This window comes from Actinoplanes philippinensis, from assembly GCF_900113015.1.
Lineage (GTDB): Bacteria > Actinomycetota > Actinomycetes > Mycobacteriales > Micromonosporaceae > Actinoplanes > Actinoplanes philippinensis.
The window spans coordinates 18,488-42,655 of the sequence record NZ_FONV01000028.1; the positions used below are offsets into that span (position 1 = coordinate 18,488).

The 24,168-nt window shown below is 71.3% G+C and carries 30 protein-coding genes; 15 read left to right on the plus strand and 15 right to left on the minus strand.

The genetic code is table 11. The features are described 5' to 3' along the window. Nucleotides 1-45: 45 nt before the first annotated feature. Nucleotides 46-885 carry a helix-turn-helix transcriptional regulator gene (locus BM290_RS43645; protein WP_093621938.1) on the minus strand — a complete coding sequence of 280 codons (840 nt, stop codon included), beginning with the start codon at nucleotides 883-885 and terminating at the stop codon, nucleotides 46-48. Between the two features lie 160 nt (nucleotides 886-1,045). Further along, nucleotides 1,046-1,627, minus strand: coding sequence for a sigma-70 family RNA polymerase sigma factor (locus BM290_RS43650; RefSeq protein WP_239143431.1), 582 nt, complete (start codon nucleotides 1,625-1,627; stop codon nucleotides 1,046-1,048). 174 nt (nucleotides 1,628-1,801) lie between these two features. Here BM290_RS43650 and BM290_RS43655 point away from each other — a divergent pair, with 174 nt between their 5' ends. The 4 genes from BM290_RS43655 to BM290_RS43670 all read left to right on the plus strand — a co-directional run bounded on the left by BM290_RS43655 (nucleotide 1,802) and on the right by BM290_RS43670 (nucleotide 6,130). After that, on the plus strand, nucleotides 1,802-3,721 hold the full coding sequence (locus BM290_RS43655; protein WP_239143430.1) for a bifunctional copper resistance protein CopD/cytochrome c oxidase assembly protein: 1,920 nt from the start codon (nucleotides 1,802-1,804) through the stop codon (nucleotides 3,719-3,721). An 80-nt stretch (nucleotides 3,722-3,801) separates the two neighbouring features. After that, nucleotides 3,802-4,395 (plus strand): copper chaperone PCu(A)C, encoded by a 594-nt coding sequence (locus tag BM290_RS43660; protein ID WP_093621899.1) that lies wholly within the window; start codon nucleotides 3,802-3,804, stop codon nucleotides 4,393-4,395. Between the two features lie 17 nt (nucleotides 4,396-4,412). Continuing rightward, complete coding sequence (locus tag BM290_RS43665) at nucleotides 4,413-5,540, plus strand: Dyp-type peroxidase (protein ID WP_373871039.1); 1,128 nt, start codon at nucleotides 4,413-4,415, stop codon at nucleotides 5,538-5,540. Next, complete coding sequence (locus BM290_RS43670; protein WP_239143429.1) at nucleotides 5,537-6,130, plus strand: copper resistance CopC family protein; 594 nt, start codon at nucleotides 5,537-5,539, stop codon at nucleotides 6,128-6,130. The genes BM290_RS43665 and BM290_RS43670 overlap by 4 nt, the downstream gene beginning before the upstream one ends. On the opposite strand, the gene BM290_RS43675 is transcribed toward BM290_RS43670, so the two are convergent. Next, entirely contained in the window at nucleotides 6,036-7,661 is a 1,626-nt protein-coding gene (locus BM290_RS43675) for a methyl-accepting chemotaxis protein (protein ID WP_093621900.1), read from the minus strand. The genes BM290_RS43670 and BM290_RS43675 overlap by 95 nt on opposite strands. A gap of 219 nt (nucleotides 7,662-7,880) precedes the next feature. On the opposite strand from BM290_RS43675, the gene BM290_RS43680 reads away from it, so the two are divergent. The 3 genes from BM290_RS43680 to BM290_RS43690 all read left to right on the plus strand — a co-directional run bounded on the left by BM290_RS43680 (nucleotide 7,881) and on the right by BM290_RS43690 (nucleotide 10,104). Then, complete coding sequence (locus tag BM290_RS43680; RefSeq protein ID WP_275413214.1) at nucleotides 7,881-9,110, plus strand: MFS transporter; 1,230 nt, start codon at nucleotides 7,881-7,883, stop codon at nucleotides 9,108-9,110. A 119-nt stretch (nucleotides 9,111-9,229) separates the two neighbouring features. Further along, on the plus strand, nucleotides 9,230-9,700 hold the full coding sequence (locus BM290_RS43685; protein ID WP_093621902.1) for a hypothetical protein: 471 nt from the start codon (nucleotides 9,230-9,232) through the stop codon (nucleotides 9,698-9,700). 26 nt (nucleotides 9,701-9,726) lie between these two features. Then, nucleotides 9,727-10,104, plus strand: a complete 378-nt coding sequence (locus BM290_RS43690) for a GNAT family N-acetyltransferase (RefSeq protein ID WP_275413212.1) — start codon at nucleotides 9,727-9,729, stop codon at nucleotides 10,102-10,104. A 97-nt stretch (nucleotides 10,105-10,201) separates the two neighbouring features. Here BM290_RS43690 and BM290_RS43695 read toward each other — a convergent pair whose 3' ends face one another. From BM290_RS43695 to BM290_RS43705, 3 genes are read right to left on the minus strand one after another with little or no spacing between them, the layout of a single operon-like run. Then, nucleotides 10,202-10,960: an ABC transporter permease gene (locus BM290_RS43695; protein WP_239143426.1), complete on the minus strand. Its 759-nt coding sequence runs from the start codon at nucleotides 10,958-10,960 to the stop codon at nucleotides 10,202-10,204. Next, entirely contained in the window at nucleotides 10,957-11,898 is a 942-nt protein-coding gene (locus BM290_RS43700) for an ABC transporter ATP-binding protein (protein WP_093621904.1), read from the minus strand. The genes BM290_RS43695 and BM290_RS43700 overlap by 4 nt, the downstream gene beginning before the upstream one ends. Continuing rightward, nucleotides 11,898-12,503: a helix-turn-helix domain-containing protein gene (locus tag BM290_RS43705; RefSeq protein ID WP_093621941.1), complete on the minus strand. Its 606-nt coding sequence runs from the start codon at nucleotides 12,501-12,503 to the stop codon at nucleotides 11,898-11,900. The genes BM290_RS43700 and BM290_RS43705 overlap by 1 nt, the downstream gene beginning before the upstream one ends. 108 nt (nucleotides 12,504-12,611) lie before the next feature. On the opposite strand from BM290_RS43705, the gene BM290_RS43710 reads away from it, so the two are divergent. Beyond that, nucleotides 12,612-13,352 carry an aminoglycoside phosphotransferase family protein gene (locus tag BM290_RS43710; RefSeq protein WP_203779195.1) on the plus strand — a complete coding sequence of 247 codons (741 nt, stop codon included), beginning with the start codon at nucleotides 12,612-12,614 and terminating at the stop codon, nucleotides 13,350-13,352. A 5-nt stretch (nucleotides 13,353-13,357) separates the two neighbouring features. On the opposite strand, the gene BM290_RS43715 is transcribed toward BM290_RS43710, so the two are convergent. The 8 genes from BM290_RS43715 to BM290_RS43750 form a co-directional block, all read right to left on the minus strand. Beyond that, nucleotides 13,358-14,017 carry a response regulator gene (locus BM290_RS43715; protein ID WP_203779193.1) on the minus strand — a complete coding sequence of 220 codons (660 nt, stop codon included), beginning with the start codon at nucleotides 14,015-14,017 and terminating at the stop codon, nucleotides 13,358-13,360. After that, entirely contained in the window at nucleotides 14,014-15,513 is a 1,500-nt protein-coding gene (locus BM290_RS43720; RefSeq protein WP_093621906.1) for a sensor histidine kinase, read from the minus strand. Before BM290_RS43720 ends, BM290_RS43715 begins: the two co-directional genes overlap by 4 nt. Nucleotides 15,514-15,522: 9 nt before the next feature. Beyond that, entirely contained in the window at nucleotides 15,523-15,768 is a 246-nt protein-coding gene (locus BM290_RS43725; RefSeq protein WP_093621907.1) for a hypothetical protein, read from the minus strand. Beyond that, nucleotides 15,765-16,139: a hypothetical protein gene (locus BM290_RS43730; RefSeq protein ID WP_093621908.1), complete on the minus strand. Its 375-nt coding sequence runs from the start codon at nucleotides 16,137-16,139 to the stop codon at nucleotides 15,765-15,767. Before BM290_RS43730 ends, BM290_RS43725 begins: the two co-directional genes overlap by 4 nt. Before the next feature lie 125 nt (nucleotides 16,140-16,264). Next, nucleotides 16,265-17,302, minus strand: coding sequence for an alpha/beta hydrolase family protein (locus BM290_RS43735; protein ID WP_093621909.1), 1,038 nt, complete (start codon nucleotides 17,300-17,302; stop codon nucleotides 16,265-16,267). Continuing rightward, nucleotides 17,299-17,652 (minus strand): hypothetical protein, encoded by a 354-nt coding sequence (locus BM290_RS43740; protein WP_093621910.1) that lies wholly within the window; start codon nucleotides 17,650-17,652, stop codon nucleotides 17,299-17,301. Before BM290_RS43740 ends, BM290_RS43735 begins: the two co-directional genes overlap by 4 nt. Next, complete coding sequence (locus BM290_RS43745; protein WP_177320144.1) at nucleotides 17,652-18,146, minus strand: TetR/AcrR family transcriptional regulator; 495 nt, start codon at nucleotides 18,144-18,146, stop codon at nucleotides 17,652-17,654. Before BM290_RS43745 ends, BM290_RS43740 begins: the two co-directional genes overlap by 1 nt. 63 nt (nucleotides 18,147-18,209) lie before the next feature. Next, nucleotides 18,210-18,971, minus strand: coding sequence for a class I SAM-dependent methyltransferase (locus BM290_RS43750; RefSeq protein WP_093621911.1), 762 nt, complete (start codon nucleotides 18,969-18,971; stop codon nucleotides 18,210-18,212). Here BM290_RS43750 and BM290_RS47865 point away from each other — a divergent pair. Next, on the plus strand, nucleotides 18,970-19,215 hold the full coding sequence (locus BM290_RS47865) for a hypothetical protein (RefSeq protein WP_143134169.1): 246 nt from the start codon (nucleotides 18,970-18,972) through the stop codon (nucleotides 19,213-19,215). The two genes, BM290_RS43750 and BM290_RS47865, sit on opposite strands and share 2 nt — an antisense overlap. A gap of 123 nt (nucleotides 19,216-19,338) precedes the next feature. Continuing rightward, the gene (locus tag BM290_RS43755) at nucleotides 19,339-19,542 is read left to right on the plus strand and encodes a cold-shock protein (protein ID WP_093621912.1); all 204 of its coding nucleotides are present in this window, start codon (nucleotides 19,339-19,341) and stop codon (nucleotides 19,540-19,542) included. A gap of 382 nt (nucleotides 19,543-19,924) precedes the next feature. Here the strand turns inward: BM290_RS43755 and BM290_RS43765 are convergent, their stop codons facing one another. After that, on the minus strand, nucleotides 19,925-20,269 hold the full coding sequence (locus tag BM290_RS43765; RefSeq protein WP_093621914.1) for a DUF1330 domain-containing protein: 345 nt from the start codon (nucleotides 20,267-20,269) through the stop codon (nucleotides 19,925-19,927). A gap of 121 nt (nucleotides 20,270-20,390) precedes the next feature. Between BM290_RS43765 and BM290_RS43770 the strand changes: the two genes are divergently transcribed. From BM290_RS43770 to BM290_RS48895, 5 genes are all read left to right on the plus strand, one after another. After that, a complete protein-coding gene (locus BM290_RS43770) occupies nucleotides 20,391-20,948 on the plus strand; it encodes a dihydrofolate reductase family protein (protein WP_093621915.1) in 558 nt (185 codons plus the stop codon). 180 nt (nucleotides 20,949-21,128) lie between these two features. Continuing rightward, the gene (locus BM290_RS43775) at nucleotides 21,129-22,097 is read left to right on the plus strand and encodes a carboxypeptidase-like regulatory domain-containing protein (RefSeq protein ID WP_177320145.1); all 969 of its coding nucleotides are present in this window, start codon (nucleotides 21,129-21,131) and stop codon (nucleotides 22,095-22,097) included. 324 nt (nucleotides 22,098-22,421) lie between these two features. Beyond that, on the plus strand, nucleotides 22,422-22,919 hold the full coding sequence (locus BM290_RS43780) for an RICIN domain-containing protein (RefSeq protein WP_093621917.1): 498 nt from the start codon (nucleotides 22,422-22,424) through the stop codon (nucleotides 22,917-22,919). A gap of 145 nt (nucleotides 22,920-23,064) precedes the next feature. Then, nucleotides 23,065-23,322 (plus strand): hypothetical protein, encoded by a 258-nt coding sequence (locus BM290_RS48890; protein WP_177320146.1) that lies wholly within the window; start codon nucleotides 23,065-23,067, stop codon nucleotides 23,320-23,322. A 161-nt stretch (nucleotides 23,323-23,483) separates the two neighbouring features. Beyond that, on the plus strand, nucleotides 23,484-24,077 hold the full coding sequence (locus BM290_RS48895; RefSeq protein ID WP_177320147.1) for a barstar family protein: 594 nt from the start codon (nucleotides 23,484-23,486) through the stop codon (nucleotides 24,075-24,077). Nucleotides 24,078-24,168 lie beyond the last annotated feature (91 nt).

The window sequence follows — 24,168 nt, forward strand, 5'->3', positions numbered from 1 at the left end:
GGCCACAGTAGCGGGCCGGGGTGAGCAAGAACCGAAACCGGACGGTCAGGCGAAGTTCTGAGCGCCGAGCACGTCGAGGAACGCGATCTGCTCATGCGCGTCCGACCCGGGCCGGGGCCGGAACAGGATGAGGCGATGGCCGGTGGCCGGGCTCAACACGACGTCGCACTGCAGGTCGAGTTCGCCGACGTGCGGGTGCCGGATCAGTTTCGGCGCCGACGTGAGCGCGGCGACATGCTGCTCGGACCACAGCCGCGCGAACTCGGTGCTGCGCTGCAGCAGGTCCGCCACCAGACCGTGCGCGAACCGGTCGCCGGCCGGGCGCTGGGCGACACCGGCCCGCAGATCCGCCGCATAGGCCTGGCCGATGCGCTCGTGCTCGGCCGGATCGTTGCTGTCCCGCGACGCCGGATCGGCGAACCACCGCCACGTCACGTTGGACTCGTAGCCGGGCAGGCCGGTCCAGACACCCAGCAGGTTCTGTGCCGCCCGGTTCTGCGCCACCACCGTGAGCAGGTCGTCGGCCACCTGCGCCGGGGTCGGCCCGAGCGCGTCCAGCAGGTAGATCATCGCCGGATCGACAAGGGCCAGCGGTGAACGCGGCTCGGGCGGCTGCTGCCCGGCGAGCCGGAACAGGTAGTCCTGTTCGTCGCGGGTCAGCCGGATGGCACGGGCGAGACTGGCCAGCGCCGCCGCCGACGGGGTGCGCACCCGCCCCTGTTCGAGCCGGGAATAGTAGTCCGGTGACAACGCGGCCAACCCGGCCACCTCCTCCCGGCGCAACCCGGGAGTACGACGACGCCCACCGCCGGGCATGCCCACCTCCTCGGGCCGTAACCGTTCCCGCCGATGGCGCAGGAACTCGCCGAGCGCGTTGTCGTCCACGTCCACCTCCTCTCCGTCCGGCGTGATCCAGCTTCGCCGCGGGGCACCGGGATATGAAGGCCACGTCTAGCCTAGGTGTCCGATGCCCCGGCTACCGCCGCGATGGCGTGGCCGGGTGAGAGGCGGGTCGGCGGCGCGTTGCCGGACGGGCACCTGACGGTCATCCGGCTGTCGCGCGGCCCGGTCTGCCGTCGTTCATCGCGGTGATCAGGTCGTCGCGGGCGCGGGCCACCCGGGAGCGGACGGTGCCGATGGGGCAGCCGAGGATCTCCGCGACCTCGGCGTAGGACAGGCCGGCGATCTGGGTGAGCACGAAAGCGTCCCGGCGTTCCGGGGACAGGCCGTGGACCAGGTCGGTGAGGGCCTGCTGCTCCTCGAAGCGGGGGCCGTGCGGGCCGGCCGCGGCGTCCGCGGTGGTCTGCCAGTCCGGCAGGGCCGCCGGCAGCGGGCGCCGGGAGGTGTAGCGGGCGTGGTCGGCCGCGACCCGGCGGGCGATCGCGAACAGCCAGGTGCGCACCGTGGACCGGCCGGCGAAACCGGGGAGGGCGCCGACCATCCGGATGTACGTCTCCTGGGCGAGGTCCTCCACCTCCGCGGCCGGGGCCAGGGATCCCAGGAAGCGCATCAGGTCACGCTGGGTGGCCCGGACGATGGCGGTGATCGCCTGGCTGCTGCCGCGTACGGCTTCGTCGACCAGCGGAGCGAGGACGTCGGTGGACGGCGACGGGAGCGGGTCGGTCACGCCGCGACTTCGATCTGCCGTGCCGCCTCGATGGTGAGATCCACATCGGGTCAGTCGCCGCAGGGGCCCTCGGGGTTCCCGGGGCGTCCGGGGGAGGCACGGGTCACGCCGGGAACCGGGACGGGTCGCCCGACGACTGATGATCATGTGCGAGGTGCGCTGAGAGTCCCGGCCGTGGCGGCGGCCGCCACGGCGACGGCCGTGCTGGTCCTGGTCGTGTCGTTGCGGTTCGGTGGTGCGGTCGACGGCGCCGTGCTGCCGGGGATCCCCACTCCGGGCATGTTCACCGTGTGGGCGCTACCGGTCGTCCGGATGCTGGCGGACGTCCTCGGTGTGCTGACCGCCGGCCTGACCGTGACCGCGGCGTTCCTGCTGCCCGGCGACGGGCGCAGTGTGGCCGCGCACGGCTGGCTGCTGCTGCGCCGGGCCACCCGTCTCGCCGTCGCCTGGGCGGCCGCCTCCACCGCGCTGATCGTGCTGACCGTGTCGGATGTGCTGGGCCTGCCGGTGACCGGGCTCAGCCGGCAGGCGATCCTGGGTTTCGCGGTGTCGATCAACCAGGGGCAGGCGCTGCTGCTGCAGGCCGGGCTGGCGGCCGTGGTCGCGGTGCTGAGCCGGGGCGGCGTATCGCGTGGCCTGGCGGCGGTCACCGCGGTCCTGGCCACGGTGGCTCTGCTGCCGCCCGCGTTCACCGGTCACGCGGCCGGTGCGGGCAACCATCAGGTCGCGGTGACCGGGCTGGCGCTGCACATCCTGGCGGCGTCGCTGTGGACGGGCGGCCTGGCCGGGCTGCTGCTGGTGCGCCGGCACCGGCGGTTCGCCGACACCGCCGCCCGCTACAGCCGGCTGGCGCTGGCCTGTTTCGCGGCGACGGCGATCAGCGGCGCGGTCAGCGCGGCCGTACGGCTGGGCGGCCCGGCGGCCATCGCCGAGTCACGGTACGGGTCACTCGTACAACTGAAGATCCTCGCGTTGTTGATCGTCGGGGTTGCCGGTGCGGTGCATCGTCGCCGCAGCCTGCCCGCGTTGCGTGCCGGATCACCGCGGGGGTTTCTGCGGCTGGCCGCCGGTGAGCTGGTGGTTCTGGGTGCGGCGCTCGGGCTGGCGGTGGCGTTGTCGCGCAGCCCGGCGCCGGTGCCGCAGGAGCCGGACGGCCCGGATCCGCTGGTGGAGCTGCTCGGCTTCGACATGCCCGCGCCGATGACCGCCGCCCGGCTGCTGGGCGGGCCGTTGCCGGACATGTTCTTCCTGACCGTCGTGGCCGTGGGGCTGCTGGCCTATCTGGCGGGGGTGCGCCGGTTGCGCCGGGCCGGGCACGGGTGGCCGGTCGGGCGCACGATCTGCTGGGTCGCCGGGATGCTGCTGCTGGCCGCGATCACCGGCCTGGGCGTGGCGCGGTACGCGTATGTGCTGTTCAGCGTCCATATGGTGCAGCACATGGTGCTGTCGATGGCGGTGCCGATCCTGCTCGTCGGCGGCGCGCCGGTCACCCTCGCGCTGTGGGCGCTGCGTCGTCCGGCCGATCCGCAGGTCCGTGGCGCCCGCGAGTGGCTGCTGCTGATCCTGCACAGCCGTGCCGTACGCGTCCTGAGCCATCCGCTGGTGGCGCTCGGGATCTACGTGGTCAGCCTGTACGGCCTCTACATGGGTGACCTGCTAGGCACGCTGATGCGCTACCACCTGGGCCACCTGGCGATGCTGGTGCACTTCGTGGGCGCCGGCTATCTGCTGTTCTGGGTGCTGATCGGTGTCGACCCCGGCCGTCGGCGCGTGCACCCGGCGATGCTGACGGCCGTGCACTTCCTGGCGATGGTGGCGCACGCGTTCTTCGGGTTCGTGCTGCTGCAGTCCGCCACCGTGATCGCCGACGGGTGGTACACCGCCGTGCATCCGCCGTGGGCCGGCTCGCTGCTGGACGATCAGCGGCTGGGCGCGAGCCTCGCCTGGTCGTTCGGGGAGATCCCCGCCGTGATCGTGATGCTGGTGATGGTCCGCCAATGGATCCGTGCCGACGAGCGGGAGCAGGCCCGCCTGGACCGTGCCGCGGACCGCGCCGAACGGGCCGGCTTGCTCAGCGCCGCATCGCGCGACTGAAGTTTTCCGGCGCCGCCGGGAACTGACCGGCTCCGGAAAGCGAACCAATCAACACAACACCCCTCAAGGAAACGGGCATCATGCGACTCACTCTCCTCTCCGGTTCCCGGCGGCGCACCGTCGCGTCGATCGTGCTGGCCGGCGTCCTGACCGCCGGCTCGCTGGCCGGATGCGGCGGCGCCGACGAGACCACCCCCGGCGGGGGCACGACGCCGGGCCCGGCCGCGTCGGCGACCGCGGCGGCCACGTTGACGATCAGGGACCCGTGGGTCAAGGCCGGCCCGGCCGGCGAGATGACGGCCGCTTTCGGGACGCTGGTCAACGGCACCGGCGCCGACATCACGGTGACCGCTGTCGAGTCCCCGGCGTCGCCGATGGAGCTGCACGAGATGGCCATGAAGGACGGCAAGATGGTGATGCAGCCCAAGGAGGGCGGCTTCGTGATCAAGGCGGGCGGCTCCCACGAGCTGTCGCCCGGCGGCGACCACCTGATGCTGATGAAACCGGCCGCCGAGATCAAGGCCGGTGACGAGGTGACCTTCACCCTCGAACTCAGCGACGGTACGAGTGTGCCGTTCACCGCGATCGCCAAGCCGTTCGCCGGCGCCGAGGAGAGCTACGCCCCCGGCCACGGCTCGCCGTCCGGCATGCCGATGGGCAGCACCGCGCCGTGACCGCCAAACCACTTTCGGTGAGCAGGCGTGGCCTGCTCGCCGGCGGTGCGGCGGCCGGCGTCGGCATGGTCGCCGCCGCACCGGCCGCCGCGGCGGCGACCGACATCGGCGCCGCGACCGTCGCGTTCCACGGCCCACGGCAGGCCGGGGTGGCCGAGGATCCGCCCGCGCACGCCTCGTTCGTCGCCCTCACCCTGGCGCGCGGCGTCGACCGGGCCGCGCTGGGCCGGATGATGCGGCTGCTCACCGACGACGCCGCCCGTCTGACCCGGGGCGCGCCGGCGCTGGGTGACACCGACGCGACCCTGGCCGTCCTGCCCGCGCGTCTGACGGTGACCTTCGGGTTCGGGCCGGGCCTGTACCGGGCGGCCGGGCTGACGCCGCCGGTCGCGGACCTGCCCCGGTTCACGATCGACCGGCTCCAGGACCGCTGGTCCGGCGGCGACCTGCTGCTGCAGATCTGCGCCGACGACCCGCTCACCGTCGCGCACACCCAGCGGATGATGATCAAGGACGCGCGGCCGTTCGCGGCGGTGCGGTGGGTGCAGCAGGGGTTCCGGCGCAGCCCGGGTGTGCAGGCGCCCGAGCACACCCAGCGCAACGTGATGGGTCAGCTCGACGGCACCGCCAACCCGCGGGGCGCCGAGATCGATCCGGCGGTGTGGAACCCGGACGGTTCCAGCACGCTCGTGGTCCGCCGGGTCCGCGCCGAGATGGAGACCTGGGACAGGTTGTCGGTCACCGACAAGGAGAACGCGGTCGGCCGGCGCATGGAATCGGGGGCGCCGCTGAGCGGGACCGCCGAGCACGACAAGCCCGACTTCGCCGTGCTCGACGAGTTCGGGTTGCCGAAGATGCCGGACTTCTCGCACGTCACCCGCGCCCGCGTGGAGGACCCGCGGCTGAAGATCCTGCGCCGGCCGTACAACTACGACGGTGTGCCGGACGCCGCCGGTGTCCCGGACTGCGGGTTGATCTTCGCCGCCTACCAGCGGGACATCATCGAGCAGTTCGTGCCCATCCAGCGGCGGCTGGCCGAGAAGGACCTGCTCAACGAGTGGATCACGCCGATCGGGTCGGCTGTCTTCGCGATCCCGCCCGGCTGTGCCGAGGGCGGCTGGATCGGCCAGCAGGTGCTCGGGTGAGACGCCTGCCGGCCGCGGTGGTGGCGGCGGTGCTGGCGGTCCTGGCACCGGGCACGCCGGCCTGGGCGCACGCCCAGCTCGTGTCCGCCGACCCGGCCAACGGCGCCACCGTGAGCAGCGCGCCGGCCGGCGTCACGCTGGAGTTCAGCGAACGGCTCAACCCGGACTTCACGACCGTCGTCGTCAGTGACGCCGTACGGCAGCGCGTCGCGGCCGGGCCGGTCACGGTCGACGGCGCCCGGGGCGCCGTCGCCTTCAGCGCGGCGCTCGGCAACGGCACGTACACGGTGGCGTACCGGGTGGTGTCGGTCGACGGGCACACCGTTCAGGGCTCGTATCCGTTCACGCTCGCCGACCCGGACCTGCCCGCGGCGTCCCCGGCGTCGGCGCCGGCCGCTGCCGCGCCCGCCGCCGGCCCCGGCGGTGCCGGCGGACTACTGATCGCGGCCGGCGGCGCTGTCGTCCTGCTGGCCGTGGCCGCCGTCGCGACGGCGCTCAGAAGCGGTAGGTGGAAACGGCCTGCTGCAGCTCCGCCGCGGTACGGGCGAGGCCGGCCGCGGTCTGCCGGGTCTCCGCGGCGCCCTCGGTGACCTGACGGGTCGCGGCGGCCACGACGGCGATCGTGTCGGCGATGCTGGTCGAGCCGTCGGCCGCCTCGCTGACGCTGCGGGAGATCTCCGCGGTGGTCGCGGTCTGCTCCTCCACGGCGGCCGCGATCGTCGTGGTGTAGTCGTTGATCGTGGTGACGACCTCGCTGATCGCCTGGATCGCGGCGACCGCGGCGCCGCTCTCGGCCTGGATCGCATCCACCTGCGCGGTGATCTGCTGGGTGGCCCGTGCCGTCTCCTGCGCCAGGTCCTTGACCTCGGAGGCGACCACGGCGAACCCCTTGCCCTGCTCACCGGCGCGGGCCGCCTCGATCGTGGCGTTCAGGGCGAGCAGGTTGGTCTGCTCGGCGATCGCGGTGATCATCGCGACGACGGTGCCGATCTGGATGGAGGCCTCACCGAGCCGCTCCACGCTGGCATTGGTGGAGGTCGCGGCCTGCGCCGCCGCACCGGCCACGCCGGCCGCCTCGTTGGCGTTGGTGGCGATCTCCCGGATCGAGACGCCCATCTCGTCGGCGCCGGACGCCACGGTCCGCACGCTGGCCGACACCTGACCGGCGGAGTCCGACACGGTGCTCACCTGCGCCGCCGTCTGCTCGGCCGAGGCGGACAGCTGCGCGGCCACCGCTGTCATCTCCTCCGACGCGGAGGCGAGCACCGTCGAGCTGTCGGCGATCCGGCCGACCATGCCGGCCATCGACGCGGCGGTGGTGTTGAGCGCCTGGGACATGCGGCCCACCTCGTCGGCGCTGTCGACCGGGACGCGGGTGGTCAGGTCACCGCCGGCGATACGGGCCAACGCCTCGACGGTACGCGACAGCGGCTTGACGATCATCCGGGCGATGACGGTGGCCAGCAGCAGTCCGGCGACGGTGCAGACGGTCAGCAGCCCGATCACCCAGTTGCGGGTCGACTCGTACCGGCTCTGCGCGACCGCCTCCTCCTCGACGCCCGCCTCGACCGTCTCGTCCGCGAGGGTGGTCAGGTCGGTGCGGGCCTGCTTCAACGTGTCGGCGAGCTGACCCTGGCGCAGCGCGGCCAGCCGATCAGTCCTGCCCGCCTCGGCGAGCGGCAGCACCTCGTTCTTCAGGACCTCACTGAAGGTCACCCAGTCGGCGTGGAAGGATTCGACCGAGGCGCGGGCCACGGCGCTGATCGGAAACGCCTGGTACGCCTCGACGTACTCGGTGACCTGATTCTGTGCCGTGTCGATCGTCTTCGCCGCGGCGGTGCGCTGGTCCTCGGTGGTGGCCAGCTGGTAGTCGTCCATGCCGAGCCACACCCGGTTGACGGCGCCGCGCAGGTTGCCGACGGTGTTGAGCTCGTTGTTCATGACGAAGGCGGCTTTGACCTGGTCGTTGGTGGCGCCCAGGCTGTTGAGGGCGAGAAGCCCGTCGCCGACGCTGAACACCGCGATGACGCCCACCGCCGTCATGATCTTCGTGTTGACCCGCCGGTTCCCGAGCAGACGCTGCAGGGGATTGACTCCGCTGGTCCTCGCCGGCTCCGCCATGGGTCACGACCTCCTCAACGGCCTACGAGACTGTGGTGCCGCACCTGTCCTATCGGCCGCCGGACAAGATCGCATCGCGCCTGGCGGTGCCAATCGGGCGCAGCTCCGTCACAGCCGGCACTTCGTGGGTTCTCCGACGGTGGCCAGGACCGGCCGATCCCACCCGGCTCGTCCGAAACCGGTTGATGCATCCGGCGCGCCGTGGCAGCGTGGCTGCTCGTGTCCTCGGCGGGAGCGGCTACCCGGCCACTGCGCTCCGCCGCGTTCCGGTGGTTCCTCCTCGGCCGATCGATCTCCATGACCGGCAGTTTCATGTCACCGGTCGCCCTCGCCTTCGGCGTCCTGGAGATCACCGGCAGTGCCGTGTGGCTGTCGGCGGTCACTGCCGCGGCGCTGATCCCGATGGTCGCGACGATGCTGCTGGGCGGCGGTGTCGCCGACCGCTACCGCCGTGACACCGTACTGCGCCTCACCAGCGTCGGCGCCGGCCTCACCCAGACCGGCGTCGCGGTCGTCCTGCTCACCTGCCAGCATCCGGCGCTGCTGCTGCCGCTGTCCGCCGTCAACGGCGTCTTCCAGGGGCTGACCAGGCCCGCCCTCCGCGGCATCCTCGCGAACCTGGCCGTCGGCCGAGGCCTTCAACAGGCCAGCTCCCTGCTGGCGTCCGCCGGGAACACCGCCCGGATCGCCGGCCCGGCCGTCGCCGGGCTGCTGACCGCCTCCGCCGGTGGTGGCTGGGCGATCGCCGTCGACGCCGTCACCTTCCTGCTCGCGGCCGCCTGCTTCGCCCGGATGTCGCTGCCCGCCCGGCCACCTCGCGCCGAGGACGGCCCGACCATGCTCGGCGACCTCCAGGAAGGCTGGCGATACTTCCGGTCCCACTCCTGGATCTGGTCGGTGACGCTGGCGTTCGCCGTCTTCAACGCCACCAACCTGGGCCTCTGGCAGATCCTCGGCCCGGTGATCGCCGCCGGCACGATCGGCGCGACAGGCTGGGGCCTGGTGCTCAGCGCCCGCGGCGCAGGGGCGTTGCTGGCCGGCGCGGCCCTGGTGAAGCTGACCCTGATGCGGCGGCCGATGGTGCCGGCCCTGTCCGCGATGGCGCTGGCCACTCTGCCGCTGTTCCTGCTCGGCGCCGGCGCCGGCGTGTGGTGGCTGGCCGCGGCGTCGCTGCTCGCCGGGGCGGCCGCCGAGTTCTTCACCGTCGTCTGGGAGACCGTCAACAACACCCACATACCCGAGCGGCTGCTCTCCCGGGTCGGCGCCCACGACGAGTTCTGGTCGTCGATGTCGTCCCCGGCAGGTCAGCTGTCCGCACCGATTCTCGCGGCGGCGTTCGGAACGACGGCGGTCGCCGTCACGGGCGCGGCCATCGCGGCGGCAGCGATGCTGCTGACCGCCCAGGTCCGGGCCCTCCGGCGGATCGACGTCAATCGGCACACCGGGTGAGCGCTCAAGAATGCCGGTGCCTGGTCTTGACCCTCGACCTGGTGGAGGCCCGAAGCTCTGCCCCGGTGGGACGACGTGCGCCTCTGCGCGTCGCGGGACCGCTGACCGGAGGACGAGCCATGCCTGATGTCGTGATGGAAGAGATCCGCAAGGCCCAGGAGCTGAACATCGCGGGCGACCGGGCCGGTGCCCGTGCCGCCCTGGAGTTTCTGTGGGAGACCACCCAGGACGCCCTGCACCGATGCACCATCGCGCACTATCTCGCTGACCTGCAGGATTCGGTGGAGGACGAGCTACGGTGGGACGAACTGGCGCTGGCCGCGTTCCCGGATCTCACCGACGAGGGGACCCGCGCTTTCGACGACACGTGGCGGGCGCGGGCTTTCCTTCCTTCGCTGCACCTCAACCTGGCTGACGCGCACCGCAGAGCCGGACACGAGAAGCAGGCGCGGCATTTCCTGGGCGAGGCCGTCGCCGCTCTCGACGAACTCCCGGTGGATGACTACGGCGCCATGATCCGCGACGCGCTCGGCAAGGTCCGAGAGGCGATCGAGGCCGGTTCGACCGCTTCCTTGGTGCCCGCAACGTAGACGGCCCGCCCCTGCCGTACGCCCAGATCGAGGTGGCGAGTGGTCGGTTCGCCGGCACCACCTCGTTCGCCGAACCGGATCCGCGGCTGCGCACGGTGATGATCGGCTACTCGTGGCTCGGCCGGCAGTGGTGGGGGTCCGGGATCAACGCCGAGGCGAAACTGCTGATGCTGGCGTTCGCTTTCGAAACCCTCGGCGCGGTACGGGTGCCGCTGGTCACCGACATCCTCAATGTGCGTGCGCAGGCCGCGATCGAACGCCTGGGCGCGCAGAAGGAGGGGGTGCTGCGCAAGCACCGTCGTCGCGCCGACGGCTCGTGGCGTGACACGGTCCTCTACGCGATCGTCGACGACGACTGGCCGGACCTGAAACGGCGGCTGGAGACCCGGACGGCGAGGACGTAGAAGCGTTCCGGGGCGGGCATCTCCGTCTCGGACAACCGGTGCCACGATGCGACATCGGGTCACGTGATGTCGCGGCGCATGGGGAGGATGACGGCGATCAGAGCGGCGGTGAGGGCGTACGCGGTGAGCAGGAGCGCTCCGGCGGCCGGGGGGAGCAGACCGACGGTGGAGTTGCCGACCTCCTGCGAGACGGCGTCGGTGAGGTAGGTGAAGCCGGTGAGGGAGGCCGTGGCGCCGCCGGGCAGGATCGGGTAGAGGCGTTGACGCCGGGGATCATCATGAGCAGCGGTTCGCCCAGGTACACGTAGCCGATCACGACGCACAGGGCGGCGACCTGGTTGCGGAGCAGCGCCCCCACGCCGGCGCCGATCAACAGGTAGGCGACCATGGCCAGGCCGATGCGGGCCAGAAGCGTGAGCACGGTGCCGGTCGGCAGGCCGAGCGAGATGCCGCGCAGAGTGGTGACGGTGAGCAGGGCCGCAGCGGCGGTGCCGGCGAGGATCAGCCCGTAGGCCAGTCCGGCGACGCCGTAGGTGGTGAGTTTGGCGGCGAGGACCTGCCAGCGGCGAGGGGCGAACAGGAACGTGACGGCGGCGGTGCGGTGCCGGTACTCGGACGTGACGGCGAGCGCCCCGGCGGCGGCCGGCACGAACGCGGTGTAGCCGAGGAAGCCGAGAATCGAGCGGATGCCGGTTTCGGTGTCCAGGCCGGGCATGGGCGGGTCGAAGTTCTCCGGCCCGACGAGCGCCATCGCGCCCATCATGCCGCCCCCGATCAGGGCTGCGAGAAGCAGGAGGCCACTCCACATGCGGGTGGCGAGCAGCCGGCGGAATTCGGCTCTGACCAGGTGTCTCATGGGGTGGCTGCCTTGTCTGCGGTCAGGTCGAGGAAGAGTTGTTCGAGGCTGGTTTCGTCGGAGACCAGTTCGTGCACCCGCAGCCGGTGTGACGCGGCGAGGTCGGCGATGCCGGGTGCGTCCAGTCCGTGCACGCGAAGCCGGCCGCCCCCGAGGTCCTCGACCTGTGGTGCGCCGTCCGGCCGTGCGCCTCGCAGGACAGCGGCCAGACGGTCGGCGTCCGGCGAGGTCACCAGCACCGCCGGCGATCCGGCCAGCCGCGACCAGGGGCCGGCGGCGACGAGCTCGCCACGCCGGATCACCACCACGTCGTCGACAAGCTGCTGCATCTCGCTGAGGACGTGGCTCGAGATCAGGACGGTACGTCCCTCGTCGGCCAGCCGGCGCAGAAATCCGCGCAGCCACAGTGTGCCCTCGGGGTCGAGGCCGTTGCTCGGCTCGTCGAGCAGCAGCACGGGTGGGTCGCCGAGCAGTGCGGTGGCGAGGCTGAGCCGCTGTCGCATGCCGGTGGAGAACCCGTGGGTGCGGCGGTCGGCGGCCTCCGTGAGATCGAGCAGGGCGAGCAGGTCGCCGACCCGGCTGTCGGGGTGGCCGCCCATCGCGGCGTAGACCCGCAGATGGTCCCGGGCGGTGTGACCGGGGTGGAAGGCGCTCGCGTCGAACATCGCGCCGACGGTGCGCGACGGTCGCCTCAACTGTCCGAACGGCCGGCCGCCGATCGTCGCGGTGCCGGACGTGGGCGCCACCAGGCCGGTCAGCATCCGCAGAGTGGTGGTCTTACCGGCCCCGTTCGGCCCCAGGAACCCCGTGACCACGCCCGGCTCCACGGTGAAACTCAGATCGCGGACGGCGGCGACCGTGCCATACCGCTTGGTCAGGTGGGAGACCTCGATCCTCTGGCGGTCGACGAAGGCGTCGTCAGCGGTGATCGATGCCATCAGTCACTCCCTTCTCTCGTGCCGGAACCGTCTTCGCGCTCCGGCGTCCGCCGGGTGGCCTCGGCGGCCGTCGGCTGGTCGGCCGGCAACAGGACGGTGGCCAGCAGCCGAGGCACCCGGCCGTTGCCGGGCTGGTTGCCGAGCAGCGGCCCGATGATCTGGTTGAGGTCGGCGGCGAAGGCCGCCAGCTCCGCGTCGGTCAGATGGAGGACGAGTTGCTGGTATCCGGCGCCGTCGGCGGCGAAGTCGATCCGCTCCCTGGCGAGGTAGCGGGAGAACTCGGACAACAGGCTCGACACGAACGCGGTGAAATACCGGGCGTGATCCTCGGGCGTCGCCGTGGCCAGGGCGGCGGCGTCCAACGTGGCCCCGTGGGCGGGCAGCGCGTAGACCCGCTCGACGGCACCACGAATCCGGCGCTGGTCCACCACCTCGATCAGACCGGTCTTGACCAGCGTGGCGAGGTGCCGGTACAGCGTGGCGTGCGGGATGTCCGGCAGCAGCGCCACGAGGTCGTGCGTGGTCAGCCGTGCGCCGGCGACAGCCCTCAAGATCCGGATGCGCACCGGATGCAGCGCCAGCTCCGCCCAGCGGTCCCTCGACATCTCCACGCGAGGAACACTATCAGTATCGATATCAATAATGGTAGTGGTTGCGTCGGCAGCAGACGCTGGTCACCCGCGTTCGAGGCGGTTCGGGGGAGAATGCCTCTCGTGGACGAGGTCTTCGACGGCGGGAACATGGGCGGGGCGGTTCGCGTCGGCGGGACCGTGCGGCGGACTGCCGGGCCGTGGAGTCCGACGATCCAGCGGTTGCTGCACCATGTCCGCGACCGCGGGATCAACGGTGTCCCGGAGCCGCTGGGGGCCGACGAGCACGGCCGTGACAACGTCTCCTACCTCGCTGGTGTGGTTCCCCGATACCCGCTGCCGGATTGGGTGTGGTCGGACGCCGTGCTCGTCGACACCGCGCGATTCCTCGTGGCCTTCCACGAGGCGAGCGCGGACTTCGATGTCGCCGGCGCCACGTGGCAGGTGCCGGCGCACCGTCCGGTCGAGGTGATCTGTCACAACGACTTCGCGCCGTACAACATGGTGTTCGACGAGCAGCGGCTGACAGCGGTGATCGACTGGGACACGGCCTCGCCCGGCCCCCGTGTCTGGGATCTCGCCTATCTGGCCTACCGGATCGTGCCGCTCACCGACCCGGCCAACAGCGACGGCCTCGGCAGCTCCGTCACGGAGCGGTCCCGACGCCTGCGCCTGCTCTGTGACACCTACGGCCACCGGCCGGATCCGTCAGTCGTCCTGCCGGTTGTCGTCCAGCGGCTGCACGACCTCGCCGCCTTCACCGAGGCCCGCGCCACCTCGGGCCGGGAGCACCTGTCCGACCACGCCGCCCTCTACCGGCGCGACGCCGTCTGGGTCGACGCGAACGCCGACGCCCTCTGCTGAGGCGGTCAGGAGCCGAGCAGGCCGGCGCGCTGGGCGAGCATCGCGGCCTGGACCCGGTTGTCGCAGTTCAGCTTGGTGAACAGGCGATAGACGTGCGTCTTGACGGTGCCTTCGGAGACGTACAGCTGCTGGCCGATCTCCGCGTTGGACAATCCCTGCGCCAGCAGGACCAGGACCTCTCGCTCGCGGCCGCTCAAACCCTCGACCAGGGCAAGATCCCGATCCGGGCGTACGGGCGGAGCCGGCAGCCGGTCGAGCACCTGACGAGTGATCCTCGGGGACAGGTAGGCGTTCCCGGCGGCCGCGGCACGGATCGCGTACGCCAGCTCCTCGGCCGCCGACTCCTTCAGCAGGAACCCGGCCGCGCCGTCGGTGAGCGCCTGCGCCACGTACTCGTCCTGTCCGAAAGTGGTCAGCACGACCACCCGTACCGCGGGCGCCAGCCGGCGGATCTCGCGCAACGCGGCCAGGCCGTCCATGACGGGCATCTGGATGTCCAGCAGCGCCACGTCCGGCCGGTGCCGCACCGCCAGGTCGACGGCGGCCCGGCCGTCGGCTGCCTGGGCGATGAGGTCGATGCCGTCGACCGGCCGCAGGATCGCGTCGATCGCGGTGCGGATCAGCGAGTCGTCGTCGGCCAGAACGACCCGCAGCGTCTCGGTCACGGCTTCCCCTCCCGTACCTGCTTGTCCACCAGGACCCCGTCCCGGAAGCAGAAACGGTAGATCATTTCGTCGGACTCGGTGCGCAGCTGTTCGAGCAGGGCCGCCGGATAGTCGGCACAGCCGTCGGGCACGCCCGTGGCGGCCTCGTCGGGCGGCGGCAGCTTGGCCCGCACGTCGGTCTCCGGCTGACCGATCCGGATCGCGTCGTAGGTGGCCCGGTCGACCGATACGAGGGCGGTGGTCAGCCAGATCCCGGCCCCGCACAGCACCAGGAACCCGGCGATCGACACGGCAGTGGCCACCATGACGATCCGCGAGCGGCGGCCGTGCCGCTCGACCAGTGCCACGAAGTCCGGCCCGCCGGTGGGGGCGGCGGCGGGCGCCGGCTCGTCAGCGGTGTACGCGAGGGTCGCCGCCAGACGGAAGCCGCCGTCGGGCGCCGGCCCGTGGAACAGCACGCCGTTGGCGACCCGGACTCGTTCGGCCAGCCCGAGCAGGCCTTGCCCGGACGTGACCTGAGCCGTACGCCGGCCGGCCGTGTTGGTGACCGCCGCGATCAGCGCATCAGGTTCGTACCGCAGAAGGATCTTGATGGAACCGCCGTGAGCGTGCCGCAGCGCGTTGGTGACGCCCTCCTGGATGACGCGGTAGGCGGCGTGCTCGGTCATCGCCGTGAGCGGTCGCGGCTCGCCCTCCCGGGCGATCTCGACCTGCGCGCCGGAGGCCCGCGCCTGCTCGACCAGCTCGTCCAGGCCGGACAGTGGCCGCACCGACGGCTGGGTGCCGTCCTGGGCGAGCAGTCCGAGGATCTGCCGCAGCTCGGTCATCGCCGCCGACGACGCCTGCCGGATCAGCTGCGCCTCGTCGGTCTGCATCATCCCGGCGTAGAGGGAGATCAGCGTCAGCCGGTTGCCGAGCGAGTCGTGCAGGTCACGGGCGATGCGGGCTCGTTCGCGGATCTGCGCCTGCCGGGCCACCTCGGCCTGCCCGCTGTGCAGCTGCACGTTGCGGTGGTGCATCGCGGCGAGCAGTGTCCGCCGCCGGCGCACCAGCCGGGCGACACCCGCCGGCGCGCAGGCCAGCAGCGCGTACATGGCCGAGACCAGGACCCCCCACTCCACTGTCAGCGGCGTCTCCCACAGCACCGACAGCACGAAGCACACCCAGCCGGTGGCCAGACCGGCCGCGACCTGCCACACCCGGGTGGCGCGGTAGCTCAGGGACGCACTGAGCACCACCATCGGCACGACGCCCAGGCCGCCGGTGCCGAGGCCGATCAACGCCGCCACCACGTACGTGCCGAGCGGGTCGACCAGCCGCGACACCATCAGCACCGCGGTGGTGAACCCGACCAGCCACGGCGCGAGCGGGTACAGGTCCGCCGTGACGGCCCCGACCGTGGCGCCCGCCGTCACCAGGATCAGCAGGCCGGCCTCGTAGGTCAGGCGCCAGGCGCCGGCGGCGGCGATCCGCTCCCGCCATCGGCTGATGGTCACCGCATCTCCTCAGTGGCTCTCGCGGGCGATCCGGCGGACCGCGTCGTGGGCTTCGAGCAGACCCGCACCGGTCCGCTCGCGGTAGATCCTGACCGATGCCGCGTGGCCGTCGCGACCCAGAGTGTCCCTGACCTCCGCACGGACGGCGTCCGGGTCCGGCGCGGTCACCGCTCGATGGCCCAGATACTGCGCGACGACGAGCATCACCAGGCCGGCTCCGCCGAGCGCCAGGCCGGCCATCATCAGCGGCGTCATCGCTGTGCCGCAATGGTGACGGCGCTCTTCTCGGCGAGTTTGCCGTCGACGAAACAGAAACGCCACAGGTCCGGGCCGTCACCGGTGAGCGGGCTGATTCCGTAGTAGACGCACGTCGCGCCGGCCGGGGCGCCCTTGCGGCCGGAGTCGCCGCCGTAGAGGTCCTTCTCCTCGATGTCCGTCAGTGGTTCCGGCAGGGCGGTCAGCACCTGGGTCTGTGCCGCTCCCTCCTTCTGCGCGTCGAACTCGGCGCGGGTGATGCTGGCCTTGCTCAGATCCAGTCCGGCGTCGATCCACCGGTAGGCGACCCATCCGAGGCCGCCACACAGGACCGTGAGAACGACCGCGATGCCGATGAGAACCTTGCGCATTCCGATTCCTCCGTCGTCTTGGGGACACCTCAAGACTTCCGAAATCGGGTACGCGAATCGTCAGGCCTTCGTGCGAACGCGAGCGCCCCGCACGTCAACGAAAGTCGCAGACCGCTGCGGGCGGGTCACGGGCGCAGCAGATCGCGTAGCGCGGCGAGGACGGATGGGGCGAGGACACCTGGTGCGGCGCTGGTGTCGAGGCTGTGGCCCACGCCGGGGAGGACGACCCGGCCCGGGCCGCGGGTGTGGGCGCGACGCAACGCGGTGGTCAGCGCGTCGGTGGTGTCGCAGGGCACCTGGGGATCGGCGGTCCCGCAGGTGAGCAGCACCGGCATGCCGGCCGGGAGCCGCCGAGCGACCCGCGCCGGGTCGACGCTGTCGTCGCTGGCGACGAACCGGCGGTTGACACCCTCCAGCGCCTGGAAGAGCGCGGCGATCGGCGGCAGGAGAGTCGCGGTGTCCACCGGGCGATGGGCGCGGAAGTCGGCCACGGCCCGGTCGACGGCCAGGATCGCGGCCTGCTTCTGCTCCTCGGTGAGCTGGCCCGCGGCGGCCGCCCCGGTCAGCTGGTCGTGGAGCTGGCGTGCGATCACGTCCAGCAGCCGCATGGCCTGGGGCTGCAGCATGGCGATTCCGGCCGGACGGGGCCGGGCCGTGGTGGCGACGACCAGGGCGGTCATCGCGCCCTCGCTGTGCCCGATGAGGCGTACCGCGTGGGAATCGATCTGCGGTCTGCTGCTGAGCAGCCGGTATGCGGCGTCGGCCTGCCGCACGAACGCGGGGTGATCGAGGTCCTCCGGGCGGCCGGTGTAGGCGCCGAGCCCGGTGCGGCCGGTGCCGTACTTGTCGAACCGGAGCGTCGCGACCCCGTCCGAGCCGAGCGCGGCGGCGAGGCCGGCGAGGGTGTTGGGGGTGAGGGCGGGCGGCTGGTTGCCGTCACGGTCGGTGGGCCCGCTGCCCGGCAGCAGCAGAGCGGCCGGCAGCCGGTGTCCCGGCCGGTGAGCCGGGAGGTGCAGGGTGCCGTGGGTGGTGGTGCCGTCCACGGCGAAGGTGACCTCGTGATCCGCCGCGGGCACGATGCGTGCGGCGGCCGTGGCCTGCGTCGGCACGGCGACGGCGACGGCGAGCACGGCGGCCGGCAGGACCCGGGAGAGCGGCTTCATCGGGTGACGGCTTTCTCGATCAGGTCGACCGTGGCGGCCGGGTCGGCGACCTCGATGACGAGCCGGGCGTAGCGCTGGTCGGCGAGCTCGATGACGACGGCCCGGGCGCCGTCGCGGACATCCCAGAAGACCCGCTCACCGTCCTGGTGGAAGGTGCCCGCGGTGATGACTCCGGGCAGGTGGGTGCCGGGCGCGCGCAGGCCCTTGGGCTCCTTGACCATGCCCGGGTCGGCGGTCGCGCCGCGCACGTTGGCCAGCGGGATGGTGAGGCTGCTCTTGAGGGACCAGAGCTTGTCGAGTCCTTCGATCTCGACGACGAGGTTTCCGTTCTCGGTGGTGACGCGAGCCATCAGAGGTTCCCTTTCTGGTCTGTGGAGGCCGTGGTCACGCGCATGCGCAGTCGCTCACCCAGCAGTTCGCTCAGCGTGATCGCGGTGGTCCGGCCGGGAGGCAGGATCGGCGTTTCGGCGAGGGCCTCGTCGAGGAGGTGCAACGCCGAGGTCACCACGGTGGCGACCTCGGCGTCGGCCGGGGCGCGCTCGACCGCCGCCAGGAGCAGCAGATCGAGCTCGCCGCGGTGGATCACGGCGTCGAGGAACCGGGCCGTGTCCTTCTCGCTGCGCAGCCGCTGGGTGAGCGGCTGCAGGACGTGCGAGACGTGCCAGCGCAGGGCGGCCAGATAGAGGCCGCGCTTGCTGCCGAACGTCTTGTAGAGGCTGTTGCGGTGCACTTCGAGCTGCCGGACGAGATCGTCGACGCCGACGCCGTCGTAGGCACGTGTGGTGAACAGGGCCGCCGCCGCGGCCGTCACCGTCTCCTCGTCGAATCCCCGTGGTCGCCCCATGGCCATCATGCTAGGCAGTTTAGGAACGATCAGTCAAGAACGATCGTTCCTAAACTGCCGCGGTCAGGCCAGGCCGCGTGCCGTCCACGCCGCGGCGGTGCCATCGAACGGCCCCTGACCGGGGAAGACGGCCGCACACCGGGCACGCAACGCCTCCCGGCGATCCGGTTCCAGGCCGCGCACGTAGTCACCGGCCGGCCCGACACCCAGCGTGTACGGCTCCCACCACTCGTCGAAGCCGGCGAACCGGGTGGTGACCGTCAGCACGTCGCACGTCACGTCACGCAGCCCGGCGGCGGTCAGCAGGTCGCCCAGCTCGCCCTCCCGGGTGCCGGCGAGCCGTGACTCGTCAGGGGCGCCTGGGTCGAGGTCACGGACCGCCCACCAGAACGGCGACAGCGGTCCGTTGCCACCGGCGTGATCCCATACGCAGGCGGCGACCGTCCCGCCGGGCCCGGTGACCCTGGCCATCTCGCGCAGACCCGCCACCGGGTCGGCCATGAAGTGCACCACCAGCTGCGCCAGCGCACAGTCGAAGACGTCGTCACCGAACGGCAGATCCTCCGCCGAGCCGAGCCGGACGTCGACACCCGGGAACCGTGCCCGGCTCGCCGCCACGAACGCCTCCGACGGGTCGATCCCGGTGACGTGCCCGTCGCCGAGTCGCCGGACCAACTCCGCCGTCAGGGCTCCCGGCCCGCACCCGACATCGAGCGCCCGCCGCCCCGGCCCGACGCCCGCGAAATCAGCGAACGCCCCGGCCAGCGGCTCGGAGAACCGGCCCATGAACCTTCCGTACGCCTCAGCGGCAACCTCGAAACCCATGCAGCCGAGGCTATTACCCGATCCCGCCGCCGGGACCCGTCAGGTGGCCGGCGTACCGGTCGATGTCGAGCGCCCGCGCGGTGACCTGATCGCCGGACGACTCCTGCCGACGCCGGCCGCGGAATCGGCGTCGAGCGACGCCGATCCGGAAACCGGTGGCAGGATCCCCGGGCGGCGGCTGGATTTCTGTGTTACGGTTGGCCGCGTTGCAGTTTTGATTTCCGTAGACGTTTTCGGCGCCTGATGGGTTATCTGAACCCGTCCAGGTGCTTTTTTCGTTTAACGCGTCGATACGACGCGGGTGATCAACACGGCGGCGGGAGAGTCCGCGCGGTGCGGATTCCGACAGCTTGGTAAGGAAAAAGACATGGTCACAGGTACCGTGAAGTGGTTCAACAGCGACAAGGGCTTCGGCTTCATCAGCCAGGACGACGGCGGCCCCGACGTGTTCGCCCACTTCTCGGCGATCGCGACGAGCGGCTTCCGCAGTCTCGACGAGAACCAGCGGGTGGAGTTCGAGATCACGCAGGGCCAGAAAGGCCCGCAGGCCGAGAACATTCGCCCTCTCTGATCGGCGCACCACACCGGCGGCGGCTCGACTGGTTCAGCGAGCCGCCGTTCGGCATTTCCGCACCGCAATTTTCTGGAACTGTTCATCCAATATTTCGCGGCCTCCGTGCCCTGGCGTGCGGGCCGTTCGAGAAAGGCCCCGATGACGACGGACACCACAGCGCCCGACCGGCCTGGTCCCCACCGGCTTCCCGATCCTCCGGACTCCCGGCGTACGGCCCCTGGCGCGGCCGCCGGACGTCTGGCCCCGTTCCTCGCCGCGTCGACCGCGGCGGATCCGGCGCCGGCGCTTCGTGATTCGGACCGCAGCGAGCAGGCGATGGACCGGCTCCGTCATCCGTTCGCGTCCGAGTAGAGAGAACCCCGCCGTGAACCGCGGCTCGTCAGCAGCCGCGGGCCGCGCGGATCGCGGCCGCGGTCGCCCGGGCGTCGTAGTCCGGTTCCACGCCCTGGACGAGGACCACGTCACCGGCGATGTGGTCGGTTCGCAACGGCAGGATCTCCCGGTACGCCGGTGACGCGTACCAGTCGTGAGCAGCCCGCAGGTCGGGGAACGACACCACGACCAGCGCGCCCGGCCACTCGCCCTCCACCACCTCGGCGGCGGCGCCGTGAACGAGAAAGCGTCCCCCGTACGGCTGCATGGTGTCCTGGATCTTCTCGATGTAGGTCAGCACGTCGTCGTGGTCCGAGAGCGTGCGCAGGTGGGCGACGGCATAGGCGGTCATGGCGATCCTCCCCGAAATGGTGGTACGCCTGATCGTGCCGCCGTCCCGATCCGGTGACGATTACCCCGGAGGTAACGAACGCGCTGATCCGCCGGCCGTGGTGCCGTTAGAGTCGCCGGTCATGGGACTCCTTACCTTCAGCCTCAACGTCACCCTGGACGGTTGCGTCGACCACCAGGAGGGGATCGTCGACGACGAGACGCACGCCCTGTTCACCCGGCTCATGTACGAGTCCGGCGCCATGCTGTGGGGCCGCGTCACCTACGAGATGATGGAGAGCTACTGGCCGGCCGTCGCCCGCGGTGACGAGGAGGCGCCGCCGGCCGAGCGCGAGTGGGCGGCCAAGCTGGAGGACAAACCCAAGTACGTGGTGTCGTCGACGCGCACGGACTTCCCGTGGACCAACAGCCATCACATCAGCGGCGACCTGCGCGAGGGCGTGCAGAAACTGAAGGACGCGACCCCGGCCGGGGTGCTGCTCGGCAGCGGCAGACTCGCGACCGAACTCGACCGGCTCGACCTGATCGACGAGTACAGGCTGCTCGTCCACCCCCGGATCGCCGGCCACGGCCCGACGCTCCACCAGGGCGGGCTGCCCGGCACACGCCGGCTGGAGCTGGTCTCGGCGGAGCCGCTGAGCAACGGCGCGATCTTCCTGCACTATCGCCGCGAACACTGAATCGCGGCGGGCGGTGCGGGCAGCGAACCACAGGGTTGTCCGCACCGAACGCCAGGTAACCCACCGATGAAGTCCTGTGTGGACACTACCGCCTTCGTGCCACCCGGGAACGCGGGTGCCGGTGCGGGTGATCGGCGCTGCCTAGCGTGCTGCTCACACCGCACAACGAGGGAGCAGAAAGTGCACGTCACACCAGTTCGTCGCCGTCAGGTTCTCGTCGCCGCCCTGACCGGAATCGCGATCGCGAGCACCGGCGCCGCCGGCCCGGCGTTCGCCGCGGAAGCCACCGGCAGCATCACCGGCCAGGTCCGCGACACCCGCGGAGCGGTCGTCGCCAACGCCTACATCGCCGTCCACCTCGACCCGAACAGCGGCGCCGTCCAGGAGCGGCAGGCCGACGAGCGTGGCCGGTTCAGCATCACCGACCTGAAGCCGGGCAGCTACAAGATCTCGATCGGCCAGTCGGGCTGGTCGGAGTGGGCGCCGGGCCGCATCACCGACGCCGCGCAGGCCCCGGCCTTCCCGGTACGGGCCAACCGGGCCACGGTCGTCAACAGCACCGTCACCGCCGCCGGGATCCTCGCCGGCAAACTGCTCAACCCGGACGGCACCCCGAACGCGAACGCCGCCGTCAACATCACCAACGTCGACACCTCGTCCGGCTCCGCCGGGCTGACCGCGGCGGACGGCACCTTCCGGATCAAGGTGCAGCCGAACGCCACGTTCACGGTCTCCTACAGCGTCGGCTCGCTCAGCCAGTACGTCCCGCACACCTTCGACCCGGCCCAGGCCACCCGGTTCTTCGTGCCGTCCGGCAGGACCGTGCAGGTCTCCGACCAGGCGGTCGCCCTGTCCGGGATCGCCGGCCGGCTCACCGACGCCGCGGGGGCGCCGGTGAGCGGGGCGTACGTCACCTTCACCAACGTCGACACCGCAGGTCCCTCGCAGACCGACACCGCGGCCGACGGCACCTTCGACTTCAGCAACCTGCTGGAGCCGGGCCGGTACAAGGTGGAGTTCACCGTCGGCGGGCGCAGCCAGTACTCGTACCAGAAGAGCGACTGGGAGTCGGCCGACATCATCACCATCGTGTCCGGCCGGACCGCCACGGTGAACGAGCAGCTCCTGTGGGTCCCGACCGCGCGGTAGGCCCGGATCCCGCAACGGCCGCCCCGAGCCCTCCCGCTCGGGGCGGCCGTCGTCGTGGGGATCCGCAGATCGTGGCGGGTTTTCCCTACCACCGTGGCGGGCTGCCACCACGGCGCGGTCCCCGGCTCAGGTACGAGGCTGAGATCCGTACCCACACCCCATGGGAGGACCGGGGCCCGGAGTCGCGTACGGATTCATCCGGAATCCTGTCATGGGGGCTTTCCACACCGGACTGTCGACGACAGAACGACAACCGCCAACAGCGCGGACGGCGGCTTCTCCGTCACGCCCGCCACCCTGTGACCTACGGGAGGAACATCTCCGATGAGAAAGCGTCCATTCCTGACCGCGCTCGGCAGCATCGCGGCCCTCACCACGAGCGTCCTGGCGTTTCCGGCGCCGGCGTCGGCCGCCAACCCCGACCAGATGAGCAATCCGATGCAGACCGTCTGCCTCCAGCCCGTGAACGGATCGACGAGTCCCGGACAGCTGATCGTTCAGGCAACCTGCAACGGGTCGGCGGTGCAGCGCTGGACCCGGTCCGGACTCTCCTACGTCAACAACGGCAGCGGCCTGTGCCTCAATGCCGCCGGCCCGGCGATCGTCGGCCACATCCAGACCATCCAGTCGCAGTGCAACGGGAGCAGCAGTCAGAACTGGGTGCCGGGGTCCTCCGTACCCGGTGCTGTCACCAGCCTGAAGTCACAGCTCTCCGGCAACCGGTGCCTTGAGCGCGCCGGAGGGGCTTTCGTCGGCAACGGCGCCTGGCTCAGCCCGTGTATCGGAACCCTCGACCAGCAATGGCTCATCCCGTCCAACTAGAACCCGGTCGGAGACTGTGCGCGCAACGACGGTCACACCGTTGCGCGCGCAGTCCCTCCGGACGACCGGCTGCCGGGCGCCGATCTTCGGAACAGGTGCCCTCGCTCTCGGCTGCGGCTGCGGCTGCTGCGGCTATGGTCAGGCCGTGTCGATTCCCCTGCGCTGGCGTCTGCTCGACCTGGAGACCGGCGCCACCCTTACCGAATGCGTGGACGTCGACGGGCTCTTCACCGACCGGGTGTTTCCGGTGGAGCCGGTGTACGAGCGTTACACCCTGTTGAACTGCGCGCCGTCCGGACCGCTGGTTGCCGCGATCAACGGGACCGGACCGACCTGGTTCGGCAACTTTGCCGTCGAGGGGGCGCACGTTCCCGGCCGCCCGCTGTCCCGGGCTTTCGGCTGATTGCATGGTCAGGGACACACGAGTCTCCTTCCGACACACCGGCCGGCGAATGCCGAGATGTCGCGGGTCTGTTCCATGAGCGGCCGGAGATATGGCCGCCGGGCCCGTCGGTGACCTTGCGGGGTTGCCGGCCCGGACTGACCGGTTCCTTCGAGGCCGAGTTGGCGCATGTACGCGTCGACGGCACGACGCACCGGATGGGCTGGGGAAAGCGGGCACTCGGCAGTGTCGTGGACGTCCACCCGTCCGCCCTCGGCGAGGAGCTGGTCGACATCACTACGACCGCGCGGATCCCGGCACCGCTGGCGGCCAACGACCGTCCGCTCTGGGACATGTGGCGCGGCGGTGGCCCCACCGAGCCGAACCAGTGGGCAACCCTTGATCGCAGCGATCGCTATCTCTGGGTGCGAGCGGCCGCTCTCCACCGGACGTATGCCCCGGACAAGCCCGCGGGCACGGTCTATCACCTGGACGGCCGCCATGTCACCGACTACGACGCCTTCTTCTGTGCGATCGGGGAGGCGATCAACGGCCCGGGTGGCTGGTTCGGTGGTGATCTGTTCTGGCTGCATGAGAACGCCGCCACCGGCGACGGTGGGGCGACTCCCGGCTTCCGCATGATCTGGCACCACTCCGAGGTCGCACGCACCCACCTGGTCTCCGGCTACGACCGCAAGAGCTGGCTGCCCGCCGTCACCTTCGAGGATCTGGTCCGCTGTCTCGGTGAGGACGGGGTCCAGCTCGAACTCCGCTGAAGAAGCGTCACCGACCGTTGCCCGCGTCGGTGTCGGCCGAAACGTGGCCGGATCTCGGCAAGGGAGAGGCGCAGCAAGGCCCGCCCCGCCC

What these genes read in the sequence shown, in the direction of transcription:
- BM290_RS43705 (WP_093621941.1), bottom strand. Translation starts at nt 12,503, where the DNA reads ATGTCGAGGGACCGCTGGGCGGAGCTGGCGCTGCATCCGGTGCGCATC.
- BM290_RS43660 (WP_093621899.1), top strand. Translation starts at nt 3,802, where the DNA reads ATGCGACTCACTCTCCTCTCCGGTTCCCGGCGGCGCACCGTCGCGTCG.
- BM290_RS43765 (WP_093621914.1), bottom strand. Translation starts at nt 20,269, where the DNA reads ATGACCGCCTATGCCGTCGCCCACCTGCGCACGCTCTCGGACCACGAC.
- BM290_RS43750 (WP_093621911.1), bottom strand. Translation starts at nt 18,971, where the DNA reads ATGGGTTTCGAGGTTGCCGCTGAGGCGTACGGAAGGTTCATGGGCCGG.
- BM290_RS43740 (WP_093621910.1), bottom strand. Translation starts at nt 17,652, where the DNA reads ATGGCTCGCGTCACCACCGAGAACGGAAACCTCGTCGTCGAGATCGAA.
- BM290_RS43745 (WP_177320144.1), bottom strand. Translation starts at nt 18,146, where the DNA reads ATGGGGCGACCACGGGGATTCGACGAGGAGACGGTGACGGCCGCGGCG.
- BM290_RS43755 (WP_093621912.1), top strand. Translation starts at nt 19,339, where the DNA reads ATGGTCACAGGTACCGTGAAGTGGTTCAACAGCGACAAGGGCTTCGGC.
- BM290_RS43770 (WP_093621915.1), top strand. Translation starts at nt 20,391, where the DNA reads ATGGGACTCCTTACCTTCAGCCTCAACGTCACCCTGGACGGTTGCGTC.
- BM290_RS43730 (WP_093621908.1), bottom strand. Translation starts at nt 16,139, where the DNA reads ATGCGCAAGGTTCTCATCGGCATCGCGGTCGTTCTCACGGTCCTGTGT.
- BM290_RS43685 (WP_093621902.1), top strand. Translation starts at nt 9,230, where the DNA reads ATGCCTGATGTCGTGATGGAAGAGATCCGCAAGGCCCAGGAGCTGAAC.
- BM290_RS43725 (WP_093621907.1), bottom strand. Translation starts at nt 15,768, where the DNA reads ATGACGCCGCTGATGATGGCCGGCCTGGCGCTCGGCGGAGCCGGCCTG.
- BM290_RS43695 (WP_239143426.1), bottom strand. Translation starts at nt 10,960, where the DNA reads ATGAGACACCTGGTCAGAGCCGAATTCCGCCGGCTGCTCGCCACCCGC.
- BM290_RS47865 (WP_143134169.1), top strand. Translation starts at nt 18,970, where the DNA reads ATGCAGCCGAGGCTATTACCCGATCCCGCCGCCGGGACCCGTCAGGTG.
- BM290_RS43735 (WP_093621909.1), bottom strand. Translation starts at nt 17,302, where the DNA reads ATGAAGCCGCTCTCCCGGGTCCTGCCGGCCGCCGTGCTCGCCGTCGCC.
- BM290_RS43675 (WP_093621900.1), bottom strand. Translation starts at nt 7,661, where the DNA reads ATGGCGGAGCCGGCGAGGACCAGCGGAGTCAATCCCCTGCAGCGTCTG.
- BM290_RS43780 (WP_093621917.1), top strand. Translation starts at nt 22,422, where the DNA reads ATGAGAAAGCGTCCATTCCTGACCGCGCTCGGCAGCATCGCGGCCCTC.
- BM290_RS43700 (WP_093621904.1), bottom strand. Translation starts at nt 11,898, where the DNA reads ATGGCATCGATCACCGCTGACGACGCCTTCGTCGACCGCCAGAGGATC.